We start from the raw sequence: 16,493 nt of genomic DNA, 5'->3' as shown, positions 1-16,493 counted from the left end.
GGCGCAGCCGTCACCCGGCAAAATAAGCACGCAGGGGCTTACTCCCCCTGCTGCTCCAGCGCATATTTATAGAGCGCATTCTTCTTCACGCCGTGGATTTCTGCCGCCAGTGCTGCTGCTTTCTTAAGCGGCAATTCAGCCTGTAGCAGTGCCAGAGTACGCAGCGCATCGGCAGGCAGTGCGTCCTCCTCCGCTTTATGCCCTTCGACAATCAGCACCATCTCACCCTTGCGACGGTTTTCGTCCTCTTTTACCCACGCCAGCAGTTCGCCGACCGGCGCGCCGTGAATGGTTTCCCAGGTTTTGGTCAGCTCGCGCGCCAGCACCACGTAGCGGCTCTCTCCCCAGACGGTCACCATATCTTCCAGGCTTTCCAGCAGGCGATGCGTGGATTCGTAGAAAATCAGCGTACGCGGTTCAGCTTCCAGCTCTTTTAACACGTCACGGCGGCCTTTGGATTTGGCGGGCAGGAAACCTTCATAGCAGAAACGATCGGACGGCAGGCCCGCTGCGCTCAACGCAGCAATCGCAGCACACGGTCCCGGCAGTGGGACCACCCGGATCCCGGCTTCACGGCAGGTACGCACCAGATGGTAGCCCGGGTCGTTAATCAGCGGCGTACCGGCGTCAGAGACGAGCGCAATGTTCTGCCCCTCTTTGAGCTTCGCCACCAGCGTTTCTGCTTTTTGCTGCTCATTATGATCGTGCAGGGCGAAGAGACGAGCGTTAATCGCAAAGTGTTGCAGCAATAAACCGGTATGCCGGGTATCTTCAGCGGCAATTAAATCAACAGCTTGCAATACGGTCAGCGCACGTTGGGTAATATCAGACAAATTCCCGATAGGAGTAGGTACAATATAAAGCTGGCCTTGAGAATTCTCTGCCGTTTCGTGTTGTTTCATTGTTTCGTCCGTATTGCCGATTTAATATTGAGCATTGCGTAAAAAAAATCACTGGATACAGTATGGTACCGTTAACGTTTCTTCGAAAAAAAGCCACGCGCAGCGTGCCGCTTCTGCTGGCAGCCCTGATCTTTGCAGGCTGTGGCACCCAGGCACCTGACCAGAGCACGGCCCATCTGCAGGGATCCGCTCAGGCTGATTCTGGCTTTTATCTGCAACAAATGTCGCAAAGCTCAAATGATACCAGGATCAACTGGCAATTACTCGCCATTCGTGCACTGCTGAAAGAGGGCAAAACCCAGCAGGCCGCCGAACTGTTCAACCAGCTTCCGCACGAGCTTAACGATGCCCAGCGTCTTGAGCAGAGCCTGCTCTCTGCCGAGCTGAAAGTCGCGCTGAAAGATTATGCCGCCGCGAAAAAGATCCTTGGCGACATCGACGTGAGCGCGCTGGATAAAAATCAGCAGGCCCGTTTCTGGCAGGCGGGTATCACCGCTGAGCAGGGACGTCCTTCCCTGACGCTGCTGCGGGCGCTGATCGCCCAGGAGCCGCTGCTCGGCGGTGCGGACAAGCAGAAAAATATCGATGCCACCTGGCAGGCGCTCGCCTCAATGACCCAGGAACAGGCGCAGGCGCTGGTCATCAATGCTGATGAAAACGTGTTGCAGGGGTGGCTGGATCTGCAACAGATGTGGTTTAACAACCGCAGCGATCCAAACATGCTGAAAGCCGGTATTACCGACTGGCAAACGCGCTACCCACAAAACCCGGGCGCGAAAATGCTGCCGACACAGCTGGTGAACGTGCAGAACTTTAAGCCTGCCTCCACCAGCAAAATCGCCCTGCTTCTGCCGTTAAACGGCCAGGCGGCGGTATTTGGCCGCACCATTCAACAAGGTTTTGAAGCGGCGAAGAACGGTACCACGCCAGTGACCGGCAGTGCAGTTCCGGCGCAGGCAGCTCAGGCGGCAAACGTGAACGACGTTGTCAGCCCTTCCGCCGCGGAAACCAGCGACCTGACCACAGCACAAACGCCGCCGCAGGGGACGATGCAGAACCCGGTGACGGCACCGACTACACCTGCGGCCTCAGCACCCGCGCCTGCGACTCCGGTAGAGACACAATCCGCACCGGCGACGGAGCCTGCGACAGAGGAGCAACCTCAACCGCAGACCACTGAGCCCGCAGCACAACCTGCCGCTCAGCCTGCCGCCCAGCCACAGGCCGTAGCTACCACCAGCGCTAACCCGGCCGCTGAGCTGAAAATCTACGACACCAGTTCTCAGCCGCTCGATCAGGTTCTGGCGCAGGTGCAACAGGATGGCGCCAGCATCGTTGTGGGTCCGCTGCTGAAAAACAACGTCGAAGAGTTGATGAAGAGCAACACTGCGCTGAACGTGCTGGCGCTCAACCAGCCTGAACAGGTTCAGAACCGCGCCAATATCTGCTATTTCGCCCTCTCTCCGGAAGATGAAGCCCGCGATGCGGCGCGTCATATTCACGAGCAAGGGAAACAGTCTCCGCTGCTGCTGATCCCTCGCAGTACGCTGGGCGATCGCGTCGCCAACGCCTTTGCCGAAGAGTGGCAGAAGCTGGGCGGCGGCATCGTGCTGCAGCAGAAATTCGGTTCCGTCTCTGAACTGCGCGCGGGCGTTAACGGCGGCGCGGGTATTGCGCTTAACGGCAGTCCGGTGAGTGCAAGCCTGCCACAGCAGCAGAGCGTGACGATTGGCGGTCTGACCATCCCTGCCCCACCTACCGACGCGCAGATTAGCGGTGGCGGTAAAGTGGATGCGGCCTATATTGTCGCTACGCCACAAGAGATTGCCTTCATCAAGCCGATGATCGCCATGCGTAACGGCAGCCAGAGCGGCGCCACGCTCTACGCCAGCTCTCGCAGCGCACAAGGCACCGCAGGCCCGGATTTCCGCCTGGAGATGGACGGCCTGCAATACAGCGAAATTCCGATGCTGGCGGGCAGCAATCCGGCCCTGATGCAGCAGGCGCTGAGCGCAGTCCGTAACGACTACTCACTGGCGCGTCTGTACGCGATGGGCGTCGATGCCTGGACGCTGGCGAACCACTTTACCCAAATGCGTCAGGTGCCGGGCTTTGAGCTAAACGGCAATACCGGCGATCTGACGGCCACTCAGGATTGCGTGATTAACAGGAAGTTATCATGGCTCAAATACCAGCAGGGACAAATCGTCCCGGCCAGTTAAGCCGTAAAGAGACCGGCGACGCCTGGGAATTAAAAGCGCGTCGCTGGCTTGAGGGCAAAGGACTGCGCTTTATCGCCGCTAACGTTCGCGGACGTGGCGGCGAAATCGATCTGATCATGAAAGAGGGTCAGGTCATTGTGTTTGTGGAAGTACGCTACCGACAGTCTTCCCGTTTTGGCGGTGCTGCCGCCAGCGTGACGCCCGCCAAACAACATAAATTATTACAGACTGCCCACTTGTGGCTTGCCCGCCATAATGGGAGTTTTGATACTGTGGATTGCCGGTTCGATGTGTTAGCCTTCACCGGAAACGAGATCGAATGGCTGAAAAACGCTTTTGGCGAAGACGCATAATTAAGATTTAAAAGGGATAACGTGCTCGAAAGAATTAAAGTGTGCTTCACAGAAAGCATTCAGACTCAGATTGCCGCGGCAGAAGCCCTCCCTGACGCAATCTCTCGCGCCGCCATGACGCTGGTGCAGTCCCTGCTCAATGGCAACAAAATCCTCTGTTGTGGCAATGGCACGTCCGCTGCCAACGCACAGCATTTTGCTGCCAGTATGATCAATCGTTTTGAAACAGAACGCCCCAGTTTACCTGCCATTGCACTTAATACCGATAATGTGGTCTTAACAGCGATTGCTAACGATCGTCTGCATGACGAGATTTACGCTAAGCAGGTGCGTGCCTTGGGCCATGCGGGCGATGTGCTGCTGGCCATCTCCACGCGCGGCAATAGCCGTGACATTGTCAAAGCCGTCGAAGCCGCCGTTACCCGCGATATGACTATCGTTGCCTTAACCGGCTATGACGGGGGCGAGCTGGCGGGCCTGCTGGGGCCGCAGGATGTGGAAATCCGCATTCCGTCTCACCGTAGCGCACGCATTCAGGAGATGCATATGCTCACGGTGAACTGCTTATGTGATTTGATCGATAACACGCTTTTCCCTCACCAGGATGATTAAGGAGTTCTCATGAAGGCTTTATCGACCCTCGCAGTCCTTATGTCTGCATTACTGCTGCAGGGATGTATCGCTGCGGCTGTCGTGGGTACCGCTGCCGTCGGCACCAAAGCAGCGACCGATCCGCGCACCGTTGGCACCCAGGTAGATGACGGCACGCTGGAGCTGCGCGTTAACAGTGCGCTGTCGAAAGACGAACAAATCAAGAAAGAAGCGCGGATCAACGTGACGGCTTACCAGGGCAAAGTGCTGCTGACAGGCCAGGCGCCAAATAGCGAACTCTCCAGCCGCGCGAAACAGATCGCGATGGGTGTAGAGGGCACTGCGGAAGTCTTCAACGAAGTCCGTCAGGGGCAGCCAATCAGCCTTGGTACCGCCTCCAATGATACGTGGATCACCACCAAAGTCCGTTCCCAGCTGCTGGGTTCAGACCAGGTGAAATCATCCAACGTGAAAGTGACGACCGAAAACGGCGAAGTGTTCCTGCTGGGTCTGGTTACCGACCGTGAAGGGAAAGCGGCGGCCGATATCGCCAGCCGGGTGAGCGGCGTGAAACACGTCACCACCGCATTTACCTACATTAAGTAATTCCCACCTGACTGTAAGCCCGGTGAGCGCTCGCGCCACCGGGCTTTTTTCACAGAAGCGCAATACCCCCCACAATCACCCCACTCAACGCCACCAGCCCTGCGGTGAGCCACAGCGCTTTCGCCGGGAATGACTTACGCAGCATGATAAGCGACGGCAGGCTGATGGCAGGCAAGGTAATGAGCAATGCCAGTGCCGGTGCGGTGCCCATGCCGGCCAACATCATGGTCTGCACAATCGGAATTTCAGCCGCCGTTGGGATCACAAACAGACAACCGGCAATGGCCATCGCAATGACCCACATCAGGGTATTGTCAATGGCGCCGTCGGCATGCGGGAATAGCCATACACGTGCGGCCCCGAGCACCAGCACCGCCAGGATATACACAGGAATGGTGCTCCAGAAAAGCTGCCACAATGCATTACCCCAGCGCGCAAAGAAGCTTCCCTGTGGCTCGCTGACATCAAGCTCAATGGCGGCCGGTTCAACGGCGTTATCTTTCACCCATTTCTGCACCAGCGTTGCCACCACCAGCACCGTCAGCAGACCGGCCACCAGGCGGATAAAGGCGAAATGCCAACCCAGCACAAAGCCCATAAACACCAGCGTTGCCGGGTTTAACAGCGGGTTGCCCATCCAGAACGCCAGCGCACCGCCCATAGAGACTCGCTGACGGCGCATACCGGCGGCGACAGGCGCGGCACAGCACGAACACATCATGCCCGGCAGGGAGAAAATGGTCCCCAGCAGGGTGCCCTGAAAACGTGGCTGCCCCAGGGTTTTCACCAGCCAGTGACGCGGGATAAGCACCTGAATCAACGAGCCCAGAATGACGCCTAATACGGCGGCTTTCCAGACGGCAAGGAAATAGACCATGGCATAATCCCACGCCGCGCGAAGCGGGCTGGAATCAGCGTGAGCGAGAATAGATTTACCGATGCTGTGCGTTTCGGCGGCAGTGAAGGCTTTACCGTAGTACGGCTGCCATTTCACATACCAGAGGCCGATAATGACCACGAGAAAGAAGAGCGCGGGCTTCCACCATTGGACAGGTGTTGCCGCCTGAGATGAAGACTGACCAGTCATAGCATTCCCCGGAGAGTGTTATTTAATTAGCCGGGGGAGTTTACGCCTCGCCCTGCGCGATTTCACGCAGTTTCGCCGAAGGGATGATATTCACTCCCTCCTGCGATGGTGACAGCCCCTCTTTTAGCATCGCACGCGCCACATCGCGCGCCTCGATGGATTTCCAGTTACCGGGGAGAATGCGGAACAACGGGGCAAACATCGACTCGTTAAAACGACGCTCGTCGCGATGCCCCAGCAGCATGGAGGGACGGACTATTGTCAACCGCTCCCACTTCTGGGCAATCAGGGCCTCTTCCATCTCGCCCTTCACCTTGCTGTAAAAGAACGGCGAACGGGCGCTGGCGCCCAGCGAGCTGACCACCACAAAATGGGTGGCACCCAGCTTTTTCGCCGTTAGCGCCGTATCGACCACCAGCGTATAGTCAGCATGAACAAACGCCTCTTTACTGCCCGCCTCACGCCGCGTTGTCCCGAGGCAGCAAAAGGCGATATCGATGGGATCCTGCACCTGCGCCAGTGCGTCGGTCAGCTGTGGATCGTGAGGATTAAAGACGCCAGAAATGTCCGCCAGCGGTCGACGTGTCGGGGCCGCAATGTAGTTCACCCTGCGATCCTGGATCAGCAGCCGCAGCAGATGATCGCCCACCAGCCCGGTTGCCCCCGTAATCAGTACCTGACTCATTTCATCCCCTTTACAGAATAGTCCGTTTGCGAACTCAGCATGGTCAACCACACTTAGAAGTCTGTTACCGGTAAGTATTTACCACAAACGGGAAAAAAACAGTCTGAAGCGAAAACAACGGAGGAAGCATGGGTAAAAAAATCGCAGTCCTGATTACCGACGAGTTTGAAGATTCAGAATTCACCTCACCTGCTGAGGCGTTCCGCAAGGCGGGACATGAGGTCATCACCATTGAGAAAGAGGCGGGAAAAACGGTGAAAGGCCATAAGGGCGAGGCCAGCGTGACCATCGATGAGACCATCGATAACGTCAGCCCGTCTGATTTTGATGCCCTGCTGTTACCCGGCGGTCATTCACCGGATTCCCTGCGCGGCGACGAACGCTTCGTAACGTTCACCCGCGATTTTGTCTCCACCGGAAAACCGGTCTTTGCTATCTGCCACGGTCCGCAACTGCTTATCAGCGCGGATGTGGTGCGCGGGCGTAAACTCACTGCCGTGAAACCGATCGTTGTCGATCTGAAAAACGCGGGGGCCGAGTTTTACGATCAGGAGGTGGTCAACGACAAAGACCAGCTGATCACCAGCCGAACCCCGGACGATCTGCCGGCGTTCAACCGCGAAGCGCTACGCCTGCTCGGCGCGTAGCCAGTGCAGCTTTTTGCCAAAGCCCAGCGTGTTGTCGGTAAATTTCAGCTCATCAAGGCGGATTTCCCACACCGGGGCTTTTAAGGCGGCGGCTACCGGAAAGCGGCGCGTGTAGTGCTTACGGCGCGCGTCGCTCTCTTCACCGTCCAGACGACGGATCTCCCCTTTAAACTGCACCCCACGGATCAGTGCCACCGTTTTAGGCTGACCGTTAACTGTCCCTGCCACCTTCGCCTGCTGACCGGTCATCTGCGCATGGCGCGTTTTATCTTCGCTCATCACATAAAACGCAACGCGCTCAGGGTCATAATAGTAAAACGCATTCGCGCACCACATTTCACCGTCGTCATACACGCACCAGGTGACAACATGCTGTTTCGCCAGCCAGCGGTTAATGACAGCCAGAGTTTCCATTTTCGTTCTCTCTCATGCTATGGTGCGTTCACCTTAACATACTGAATCTGTTTACCGTGTGCTGGTTTCTCTATCTTGTCCGTACCGCCGATAACGCTCTCTACACCGGGATCACGACCGATGTGGCGCGGCGTTTTCTTCAGCATCAAACGGGAAAAGGGGCAAAAGCGCTGCGGGGGAAAGGAGAATTGACGCTCGCCTTTTCTGCCCCCGTGGGTGACAGATCGCTGGCGTTAAGAGTGGAATACCGCATTAAGCAGTTGACGAAGCGCCAGAAAGAGCGCCTCGTCACCGGAGACGGATCGTTTGAGGCGCTGTGTGAAAGCCTGATTAGAAGCGATTAAAATGGTCGTGATACTCCACGAGGCCATTTACGCCGTTGAGCGCGTCATCCGCCAGACGGTGCACCTGGAAGGCAGTTTCGGTGCCCGGCCAGCGACAGCGGAGATCGTACTGCGCCGCCGACTCGAAGCCCAGGCGACCATAGAAAGCAGGATCGCCCAGCGTCACCACCGCGGCGTAGCCAAACTCATTGAGCGAGTCCAGCCCTTCATACACCAGCTGACGTGCCAGCCCTTGTCCACGATAGTGTTCATCTACCGCCAGCGGCGCCATTCCTACCCACTGTAATTCTTCACCCTGAACGGTTACCGGGCTGAAGGCAACGTAGCCCACCACCTGACCTTCGTCATCGGTGGCAACCAGCCCCAGCGTGATCAGGCCGTCTTCGCGGAGATCGTGGACCAGTTGGGCTTCTGCGTCGCTCGCAAAAGAGCGGCGTAACAACGCATCGATACCCGGTGCATCAATCCCAATTTCGACTCGAATCAGCATGGCTCACCTACTGAAGTGTGTTTACTGTCAGGCGGGGTTTTCAGCCCGGCCTCAACGAAATCTGCCATTTGCATTAACATCACGCGCAGCGCTTTTGGCATCTGCTCCAGCTCAATGGCATCCATTAAATTTTTGACGTACAGACCCAGTTCCGTATCGCCTTCAATGACCAGACGGCGCTGGAAAAAGAGGGTATCCGGATCCTGCTTACGCGCGGCGATCATCAGCAGATCGCAGGCGTCGGCGCTAAAGCTCACATCCGCGTCGGCGGACTGGCGCACAATCAGCTGGTCATTCTCGACGGAGGTAAACCAGCGCAGACCGATATCACGCACTTCAATGCTTAACCAGCGGCCTTCCAGAAACGTCAGTTCGCCTTCCTGCAGCGCCTGGCGGAACTGCCAGCTCAGGAGCTGCTCCAGCACCTGACGTTTAAGCGCGAACGGCGCCAGTTTTACCGGCACGCTCAGCATTGATGGACCAAATTGTACGAGACGTGAACGCAGTTTATCCAGCACGAGCTTTACTCCCTGATAGCGATAGTCCGGGTATTTTGCCATATCCGGAGGAGAACATAGCGGCGTAAATCAACAAACCGTCGTCCGGTGTACCTCATTATTGGTGCCATCAATACGCCATTAGCTGCCTTAAATCAAAAATTGTCGCGTATGGGTTAATTAAAATCCCAGCTCGTTAACATTTTTGCTCTCGACGACATCAGGATAAATTATGGAGCTGCTCTGCCCTGCCGGAAACCTTCCGGCGCTTAAGGCGGCCATCGAAAATGGGGCCGATGCGGTCTATATCGGGCTGAAAGATGATACTAACGCCCGCCATTTTGCTGGCCTCAACTTTACGGAGAAAAAGCTTCAGGAAGCCGTTAACTTCGTACATCAGCACCGCCGCAAATTGCATATTGCCATCAATACCTTTGCCCATCCTGATGGCTATGCCCGCTGGCAGCGCGCGGTAGATATGGCAGCACAGCTGGGTGCCGATGCGCTGATTCTGGCCGACCTCGCCATGCTAGAGTATGCGGCAGAACGCTATCCTCATATTGAGCGCCATGTCTCTGTTCAGGCCTCTGCCACCAACGAAGAGGCGATACGTTTTTATCATCAACACTTTGACGTGGCCCGGGTGGTTTTACCGCGCGTGCTCTCTATTCATCAGGTTAAGCAACTCGCACGCGTCACGCCAGTGCCGCTGGAAGTTTTTGCCTTTGGTAGCCTGTGCATCATGGCTGAAGGCCGCTGCTATCTCTCCTCGTATTTAACCGGTGAATCCCCTAATACCGTTGGCGCCTGCTCGCCTGCCCGCTTTGTTCGCTGGCAGCAAACGCCACAGGGGCTGGAATCTCGCCTGAATGAGGTACTGATTGACCGCTATCAGGACGGTGAAAACGCTGGCTACCCGACGCTGTGCAAAGGCCGCTATCTGGTTGACGGCGAGCGTTATCACGCGCTGGAAGAACCCACCAGCCTCAACACGCTGGAACTGCTGCCGGAACTGCTGGCCGCTAATATTGCCTCGGTGAAGATTGAAGGTCGCCAGCGCAGCCCGGCCTACGTCAGTCAGGTGGCGAAAGTCTGGCGTCAGGCCATTGACCGCTGCATGGCAGATCCGCAGAACTACGCCCCGCAATCGGCCTGGATGGAGACGCTCGGCGCAATGTCTGAAGGCACCCAAACCACGCTTGGCGCGTATCACCGTAAATGGCAGTGAGATAACCATGAAATATTCATTAGGACCGGTGCTCTACTACTGGCCAAAAGAGACGCTGGAAGATTTTTATCAACAGGCCGCGACCAGCAGCGCCGATGTGATTTACCTTGGCGAAGCGGTATGCAGCAAGCGCCGTGCCACCAAAGTGGGCGACTGGCTGGAGATGGCGAAAAGCCTGGCCGGTAGCGGCAAACAGGTGGTGCTCTCTACGCTGGCGCTGGTGCAGGCCTCATCTGAACTGGGTGAGCTGAAGCGCTACGTGGAGAACGGCGAGTTTCTGCTGGAGGCCAGCGATCTGGGCGTGGTGAATATGTGCGCCGAACGCAAGCTGCCGTTTGTCGCGGGCCATGCATTGAACTGCTATAACGCCGTGACCCTGCGCCTGCTGCTGAAACAGGGGATGACGCGCTGGTGCATGCCGGTAGAGCTGTCGCGTGACTGGCTGGTAAACCTCCTGAACCAGTGTGACGAGCTGGGTATTCGCAACCAGTTTGAAGTGGAAGTGTTGAGCTATGGCCATCTGCCGCTGGCGTACTCTGCCCGCTGCTTCACTGCCCGCTCTGAAGATCGCCCGAAAGACGAGTGCGAAACCTGCTGCATCAAGTACCCGAACGGACGCAGCATGCTGTCGCAGGAGAATCAGCAGGTGTTTGTCCTGAACGGCATTCAGACCATGAGTGGTTATGTGTATAACCTTGGTAACGAGCTGGCGTCGATGGACGGACTGGTGGACATGGTGCGTCTGTCCCCGCTGGACACCAGCGTGTTTGCCATGCTGGATGCTTTTCGTGCCAATGAAAACGGCGCATCGCCGCTGCCGCTGACGGCAAACAGTGACTGTAACGGCTACTGGAAGCGGCTGGCCGGACTGGAGTTGCAGGCCTGAAAAAGGCTCACTTTGTTAACAACGGTTATCATTATTTAATGCAGTATTAAAGATTGACCGTCGACAAAGTGAGCTGTTATGACTGACAAAACCCTTCCGTTTTCGGTGCTGGATCTGGCGCCGATCCCACAAGGCTCCTCGGCAAGAGAAGCCTTTTCGCACTCTCTCGATCTGGCTCAACTGGCCGAAAAGCGTGGCTATCACCGTTACTGGCTGGCGGAACATCACAACATGATCGGCATCGCCAGCGCTGCCACCTCGGTGCTGATTGGCTATCTGGCCGCGAACACCACTACCCTGCACCTGGGATCCGGTGGCGTGATGCTGCCAAACCATGCTCCGCTGGTGATCGCCGAACAGTTTGGTACGCTGAATACCCTCTACCCGGGCCGTATTGATTTAGGCCTTGGCCGTGCGCCGGGCAGCGACCAGCCCACCATGCGCGCCCTGCGTCGCCATATGAGCGGTGACATCGACAATTTCCCGCGTGATGTGGCTGAACTGGTGGACTGGTTCGATGCGCGTGACCCGAACCCGCACGTGCGCCCGGTGCCGGGCTATGGCGAGAAGATCCCGGTATGGCTGTTAGGCTCAAGTCTTTATAGCGCGCAGCTTGCTGCACAGCTGGGGCTGCCCTTCGCGTTCGCCTCCCACTTCGCACCGGATATGCTGCATCAGGCGCTGCATCTCTACCGCACGAACTTCAAACCTTCTGAAAGGCTGGAGAAACCGTACGCGATGGTGTGTATCAACATCATTGCCGCCGACAGCAATCGCGATGCGGAATTCCTGTTTACCTCCATGCAGCAGGCGTTTGTGAAGCTGCGTCGCGGTGAGACCGGCCAGCTTCCACCGCCGGTGGAGAATATGCATCAGCTGTGGTCAGCTTCCGAGCAGTATGGTGTTCAACAGGCGCTGAGCATGTCGCTGGTGGGAGATAAAGCGAAGGTGCGTCACGGGCTTGAGGCGGTGCTGCGCGAAACGCAGGCTGATGAGATTATGGTTAACGGCCAGATTTTCGATCATCAGGCGCGTTTGCACTCGTTTGAGCTGGCGATGCAGGTGAAAGAGGAGTTGGTGGGGTAGTTTTTTTGCCCGGTGGCGCTTCGCTTACCGGGCCTACGGGATCGCGTAGGCCGGATAAGGCGTAGCCGCCATCCGGCACAAAAACTTACTGATATACCGGCAACAGATTAAAGCTCGACAGCACGTGGACCAGCGCGTTACCAACACCAAACACCAGAATCAGTGCAATCATCGGTTTACCGCCCCAGACGCGGAATTTCGGGCTACCGAAGCGCTGACGGGATTTACGCGCCAGAAGCGCCGGCACAATTGCCGCCCAGATGGTAGCCGCCAGACCGGCATAACCAATGGCGTACAGGAAGCCGTTCGGCCACAGCAGGCCGCCCACCATCGGTGGCAGGAAGGTCAGCAGTGCGGTTTTGAAGCGCCCCATAGCGGAGTCATCAAAGCCAAACAGGTCCGCCAGATAGTCAAACAGGCCGAGCGTCACGCCGAGGAAAGAGCTCGCAACCGCAAAGTTGGAGAATACCACCAGCAGCAGATCCAGACTGCGGCTGTTCAGTACACCGCTCAGCGCCTGCACCAGCACATCTATATTCCCGCCCTTCTGCGCAATGCCGATAAACTCAGGACGCGGGATGTTGCCCATCGTCCCCAGCAGCCAAATCACATACAGCCCCAGCGCCAGCAGCGTACCGTAAACCAGGCACTTGACGATTGTCCGCGGGTCTTTGCCGTAATACTTCATCAGGCTCGGTACGTTGCCGTGGTAGCCAAACGACGCCAGACAGAACGGCAGGGTCATCAGCAGATACGGCGTATACGACGTATTGGTTTCAGCCACGTTAAACAGTGTTGACGGGGTAACGTGCCCCAGCAGGCTACCGAAGGTCAGGAAGAAAGTGATGACCTTTGCGCCCAGTACGATGGCCGTCATCCGGCTCACCGCTTTGGTACTCATCCAGACGATAAACGCGACACCCAGCGCAAAGCACAACCCGGCCAGACGCGCCGGAACGTTCAACGACATCTCCGAAAAGGTGTGATGCAGAATCGAGCCACTTGCTGAGATATACGCGTAGGTCAAGATGTAGAGCACAAACGCGATGGAAAGGCCGTTCACCAGGTTCCAGCCTTTACCCAGCAGATCTTTCGTGATGGTGTCGAAGCTGGAGCCAATGCGGTAGTTCAGGTTGGCTTCAAGGATCATCAGCCCTGAATGGAGCATACAGAACCAGGTGAAGACCAGCGCAGCCAGCGACCAGAAGAACCACGCACCGGACATGACCACTGGCAGGGAGAACATCCCGGCACCAATAATGGTTCCGCCGATGATCACCACGCCGCCAAGCAGCGAAGGTGACGTTTGGGTGGTGGTTAGTGTCGCCATACAGCCATATCTCCAGTCAAAAATGTGGTTTGCATTTTAATGTGCCGCACTGTACCAGTACAAGAGTACAAAGGGAATAAAAAAAGCCCCGATAGTCTTTATCGGGGCTGTATATATTACTTTACGTCAGAAACGAAAGGCTTACGCGTCACCAAAACGACGACGGCTGGTACCTTCTTCACGACGTGGGCCACGGCTATCACGGCGTTCACCGGAGAAACGACGACCTTCACCACCGCGACCTTCGCTACGACCGCCCTCACGACGCTCGCCACCGAAACCGCGACCACCGCCACGACGTTCGCCGCCACGGTCAGGACGTGGCTGTGCATCGCCCAGCAGCTGCATGTTCATCGGCTTGTTCAGGATGCGGGTGCGAGTAAAGTGCTGCAGTACTTCGCCCGGCATGCCTTTTGGCAGCTCGATGGTGGAGTGAGATGCGAACAGCTTGATGTTACCGATGTAACGGCTGCTGATGTCGCCTTCGTTCGCGATCGCGCCAACGATATGACGAACTTCAACACCATCATCACGGCCCACTTCAATGCGGTACAGTTCCATTTCGCCAGCGTCACGACGCTCACGACGTGGACGGTCTTCGCCACCACGCTCTGAACGGTCACCACGTGGGCCACGATCGTTACGGTCACCACGGCGTTCGAAGCGATCGTCACGATCGCGGAACTCACGACGAGGACGCATCGGTGCATCTGGTGGCACGATCAGGGTACGTTCGCCCTGTGCCATCTTCAGCAGTGCTGCAGCCAGCGTTTCGATATCCAGCTCTTCGCCTTCAGCGGTTGGCTGAATCTGCGCCAGCAGCGCACGGTACTGATCCAGGTCGCTGCTTTCCAGCTGCTGCTGGACTTTCGCGGCGAATTTTTCCAGACGGCGTTTGCCCAGCAGTTCTGCGTTTGGCAGCTCCGCTTCCGGAATGGTCAGCTTCATGGTGCGTTCAATGTTACGCAGCAGACGACGCTCGCGGTTCTCAACGAACAGCAGGGCACGACCCGCACGACCTGCACGACCGGTACGGCCGATACGGTGAACGTAAGACTCGGAGTCCATTGGGATGTCGTAGTTTACAACCAGGCTGATACGCTCAACGTCCAGACCACGTGCTGCCACGTCGGTTGCAATCAGGATATCCAGACGACCGTCTTTCAGACGCTCCAGCGTCTGCTCACGCAGAGCCTGGTTCATGTCGCCATTCAGCGCTGCGCTGTTGTAGCCGTTACGCTCCAGGGCTTCAGCCACTTCCAGGGTCGCGTTTTTGGTACGAACGAAGATAATCGCCGCATCAAAATCTTCCGCTTCCAGGAAACGCACCAGCGCTTCGTTTTTGCGCATGCCGTACACAGACCAGTAGCTCTGGCTGATGTCCGGGCGAGTGGTAACGCTGGACTGAATGCGCACTTCCTGCGGCTCTTTCATGAAGCGGCGGGTAATGCGACGGATTGCTTCTGGCATGGTGGCAGAGAACAGAGCGGTCTGGTGACCTTCCGGGATCTGCGCCATGATGGTTTCTACGTCTTCGATGAAGCCCATACGCAGCATTTCGTCGGCTTCATCCAGTACCAGACCGCTCAGTTTAGAGAGATCCAGTGTACCGCGCTTCAGGTGATCCAGCAGACGGCCCGGCGTACCGACCACAATCTGTGGGCCCTGGCGCAGGGCGCGTAACTGCACGTCATAACGCTGGCCGCCGTACAGGGCTACCACGTTTACGCCGCGCATGTGTTTAGAGAATTCCGTCATCGCTTCCGCAACCTGAACCGCCAGTTCACGGGTTGGAGCCAGGACGAGGATCTGCGGTGCACGCAGGTCCGGATCAATGTTGTTCAGCAGCGGCAGCGAGAATGCTGCGGTTTTGCCGCTACCAGTCTGGGCCATGCCCAGCACGTCACGACCAGAGAGCAGATGTGGGATACATTCTGCCTGGATCGGAGATGGTTTTTCGTAACCGAGATCGTTAAGAGCTTCAAGGATAGGAGCCTTCAGGCCCAGATCTGCAAAAGTGGTTTCGAATTCAGCCATGTAGTACGAGTGCCTCAATGTCAATGGCGGCCAGTCTACTTAGCTCATCGTGAAAATGATCTGCAATTTTCATTGAAAAGTGTGAACCGGCTCAAATTAGGTGTATTGACGAACAACAACGCCCTCACCAGTGAAGGTGATGGCAATCAAAAAGATTACGGGCTGATGTTTATGTCGTCAGCTATTGCTGGTCCGATTCTGCCAGGTCATCTTGCTCCTGGCCCAAGAGCGATAATTCCAACAATGCATAACGGTGCTCAACGAAGTTGTGTACGTTGTTAGCAACCGCTAATTTGAACAGTGCCGTAGCGCTGTCCTTATCCCCCAGACTTAGGTAGTACTTACCTAAATAGAAGTTGGTTTCACTGAGATGCTCAGCGAGCGAGGTGTTATCCGTTGCGTCCGCCTTGAGGCGTTCCATCAGCGTTGCTTCGCTAATGTTGCCCAGGTAGAACTCGACAATGTTCCATCCCCACTGTTCCTTGTCCGATTTGTCGAAGCGCTGTTTCAGTGCCTCTTTTGCCTGCTTCTCATCGAGCTTCTGCTCAACGATGTAAAGCCACAGGCTACGGAAAGGATCATTAGGATCGTCTTGATAAAACGCCAGCAGATCATCTTGCGCTAACTTATCACGACCGCCGTAATACAATGCGATACCGCGATTCAAGTGCGCGTAGTTGTAAGTTGGATCAAGCTCAAGTACAGAATCAAACGCTTCATAGGCAGCATCAAAATTGCCTGCCTGCGTTAAATAAATGCCTAAGTAATTGAATACTTCAGGCATATCAGGTCGGATAGCCAGCGCTTGTGAGAAATCATTTCGCGCTAATGCCCTCAGACCGAGACTATCATACAACACTCCGCGCTCATATAAAAGCTGTGCGCGTTCGTCATCGGTTAAAGCCCGACTGGCAAGAATTTGTTCCATGCGTGCCAGAATCACTTCCTGCTGCAAAGTCGGTTGCAATGGCACTGCGAGGACTTCGCTCTTACGCCAGGCAGAGTTGCTGCATCCTGCCAGCGTTAAAGCTGTCGCAACGAAACACCAGCGCAAAAAAGGCTTCATTTCCCACTCCCGAAGACAACTA

General features: G+C 56.4%; 19 protein-coding genes. 9 read left to right on the top strand and 10 right to left on the bottom strand.

The annotated features are described in order from the left end of the window. Window positions 1–38: 38 nt before the first annotated feature. Window positions 39–902 carry a 16S rRNA (cytidine(1402)-2'-O)-methyltransferase gene (gene rsmI, locus EQV24_RS12565; protein WP_013098896.1) on the bottom strand — a complete coding sequence of 288 codons (864 nt, stop codon included), beginning with the start codon at window positions 900–902 and terminating at the stop codon, window positions 39–41. 62 nt (window positions 903–964) lie between these two features. On the opposite strand from rsmI, the gene EQV24_RS12555 reads away from it, so the two are divergent. The 4 genes from EQV24_RS12555 to dolP are packed head-to-tail and all read left to right on the top strand — an operon-like array spanning window position 965 to window position 4,674. Further along, a complete protein-coding gene (locus EQV24_RS12555; RefSeq protein WP_040021951.1) occupies window positions 965–3,124 on the top strand; it encodes a penicillin-binding protein activator in 2,160 nt (719 codons plus the stop codon). Then, window positions 3,082–3,477 (top strand): YraN family protein, encoded by a 396-nt coding sequence (locus EQV24_RS12550; RefSeq protein WP_013098898.1) that lies wholly within the window; start codon window positions 3,082–3,084, stop codon window positions 3,475–3,477. Before EQV24_RS12555 ends, EQV24_RS12550 begins: the two co-directional genes overlap by 43 nt. A 21-nt stretch (window positions 3,478–3,498) precedes the next feature. Continuing rightward, window positions 3,499–4,089, top strand: coding sequence for a DnaA initiator-associating protein DiaA (gene diaA, locus EQV24_RS12545; protein WP_003861754.1), 591 nt, complete (start codon window positions 3,499–3,501; stop codon window positions 4,087–4,089). A 9-nt stretch (window positions 4,090–4,098) separates the two neighbouring features. Then, entirely contained in the window at window positions 4,099–4,674 is a 576-nt protein-coding gene (dolP, locus tag EQV24_RS12540; RefSeq protein ID WP_013098899.1) for a division/outer membrane stress-associated lipid-binding lipoprotein, read from the top strand. Between the two features lie 49 nt (window positions 4,675–4,723). Here the strand turns inward: dolP and EQV24_RS12535 are convergent, their stop codons facing one another. Then, window positions 4,724–5,761, bottom strand: coding sequence for a permease (locus EQV24_RS12535; protein WP_038983602.1), 1,038 nt, complete (start codon window positions 5,759–5,761; stop codon window positions 4,724–4,726). Window positions 5,762–5,801: 40 nt separating this feature from the next. Beyond that, window positions 5,802–6,446, bottom strand: coding sequence for an NAD(P)H-binding protein (locus EQV24_RS12530; RefSeq protein WP_013098901.1), 645 nt, complete (start codon window positions 6,444–6,446; stop codon window positions 5,802–5,804). A gap of 128 nt (window positions 6,447–6,574) precedes the next feature. On the opposite strand from EQV24_RS12530, the gene EQV24_RS12525 reads away from it, so the two are divergent. Continuing rightward, window positions 6,575–7,093: a type 1 glutamine amidotransferase domain-containing protein gene (locus tag EQV24_RS12525; RefSeq protein ID WP_013098902.1), complete on the top strand. Its 519-nt coding sequence runs from the start codon at window positions 6,575–6,577 to the stop codon at window positions 7,091–7,093. Here EQV24_RS12525 and EQV24_RS12520 read toward each other — a convergent pair. Then, entirely contained in the window at window positions 7,073–7,507 is a 435-nt protein-coding gene (locus EQV24_RS12520; RefSeq protein ID WP_129253341.1) for a YhbP family protein, read from the bottom strand. The two genes, EQV24_RS12525 and EQV24_RS12520, sit on opposite strands and share 21 nt — an antisense overlap. A 14-nt stretch (window positions 7,508–7,521) precedes the next feature. Between EQV24_RS12520 and EQV24_RS12515 the strand changes: the two genes are divergently transcribed. Next, window positions 7,522–7,851: a GIY-YIG nuclease family protein gene (locus tag EQV24_RS12515; RefSeq protein ID WP_020687335.1), complete on the top strand. Its 330-nt coding sequence runs from the start codon at window positions 7,522–7,524 to the stop codon at window positions 7,849–7,851. On the opposite strand, the gene EQV24_RS12510 is transcribed toward EQV24_RS12515, so the two are convergent. Next, window positions 7,838–8,341, bottom strand: a complete 504-nt coding sequence (locus tag EQV24_RS12510) for an N-acetyltransferase (RefSeq protein ID WP_129253343.1) — start codon at window positions 8,339–8,341, stop codon at window positions 7,838–7,840. The two genes, EQV24_RS12515 and EQV24_RS12510, sit on opposite strands and share 14 nt — an antisense overlap. Then, window positions 8,335–8,859 (bottom strand): SCP2 domain-containing protein, encoded by a 525-nt coding sequence (locus EQV24_RS12505; protein ID WP_045293762.1) that lies wholly within the window; start codon window positions 8,857–8,859, stop codon window positions 8,335–8,337. The genes EQV24_RS12510 and EQV24_RS12505 overlap by 7 nt, the downstream gene beginning before the upstream one ends. 211 nt (window positions 8,860–9,070) lie before the next feature. On the opposite strand from EQV24_RS12505, the gene EQV24_RS12500 reads away from it, so the two are divergent. The 3 genes from EQV24_RS12500 to EQV24_RS12490 all read left to right on the top strand — a co-directional run bounded on the left by EQV24_RS12500 (window position 9,071) and on the right by EQV24_RS12490 (window position 12,038). After that, window positions 9,071–10,066, top strand: a complete 996-nt coding sequence (locus tag EQV24_RS12500; RefSeq protein WP_062728996.1) for a peptidase U32 family protein — start codon at window positions 9,071–9,073, stop codon at window positions 10,064–10,066. A 7-nt stretch (window positions 10,067–10,073) separates the two neighbouring features. Beyond that, entirely contained in the window at window positions 10,074–10,952 is an 879-nt protein-coding gene (locus EQV24_RS12495; protein WP_038420694.1) for a U32 family peptidase, read from the top strand. Between the two features lie 78 nt (window positions 10,953–11,030). Further along, window positions 11,031–12,038, top strand: coding sequence for an LLM class flavin-dependent oxidoreductase (locus EQV24_RS12490; protein ID WP_058679444.1), 1,008 nt, complete (start codon window positions 11,031–11,033; stop codon window positions 12,036–12,038). 85 nt (window positions 12,039–12,123) lie between these two features. Here EQV24_RS12490 and mtr read toward each other — a convergent pair whose 3' ends face one another. From mtr to nlpI, 4 genes are all read right to left on the bottom strand, one after another. Then, on the bottom strand, window positions 12,124–13,368 hold the full coding sequence (gene mtr / locus EQV24_RS12485; protein WP_038420695.1) for a tryptophan permease: 1,245 nt from the start codon (window positions 13,366–13,368) through the stop codon (window positions 12,124–12,126). Between the two features lie 141 nt (window positions 13,369–13,509). Continuing rightward, on the bottom strand, window positions 13,510–15,405 hold the full coding sequence (locus EQV24_RS12480; protein WP_013098911.1) for a DEAD/DEAH family ATP-dependent RNA helicase: 1,896 nt from the start codon (window positions 15,403–15,405) through the stop codon (window positions 13,510–13,512). Next, window positions 15,398–15,478 carry a protein YrbN gene (gene yrbN, locus EQV24_RS12475; protein ID WP_097533792.1) on the bottom strand — a complete coding sequence of 27 codons (81 nt, stop codon included), beginning with the start codon at window positions 15,476–15,478 and terminating at the stop codon, window positions 15,398–15,400. Before yrbN ends, EQV24_RS12480 begins: the two co-directional genes overlap by 8 nt. Window positions 15,479–15,586: 108 nt before the next feature. Next, window positions 15,587–16,471 (bottom strand): lipoprotein NlpI, encoded by an 885-nt coding sequence (nlpI, locus tag EQV24_RS12470; protein WP_013098912.1) that lies wholly within the window; start codon window positions 16,469–16,471, stop codon window positions 15,587–15,589. Window positions 16,472–16,493 lie beyond the last annotated feature (22 nt).

Source organism: Enterobacter sp. A8 (genome assembly GCF_004296595.1).
Taxonomy (GTDB): Bacteria; Pseudomonadota; Gammaproteobacteria; order Enterobacterales; family Enterobacteriaceae; genus Enterobacter; species Enterobacter cloacae.
Note: the sequence above shows the minus strand (reverse complement) of the source record. Positions and strands in the feature narration are given on the sequence as shown.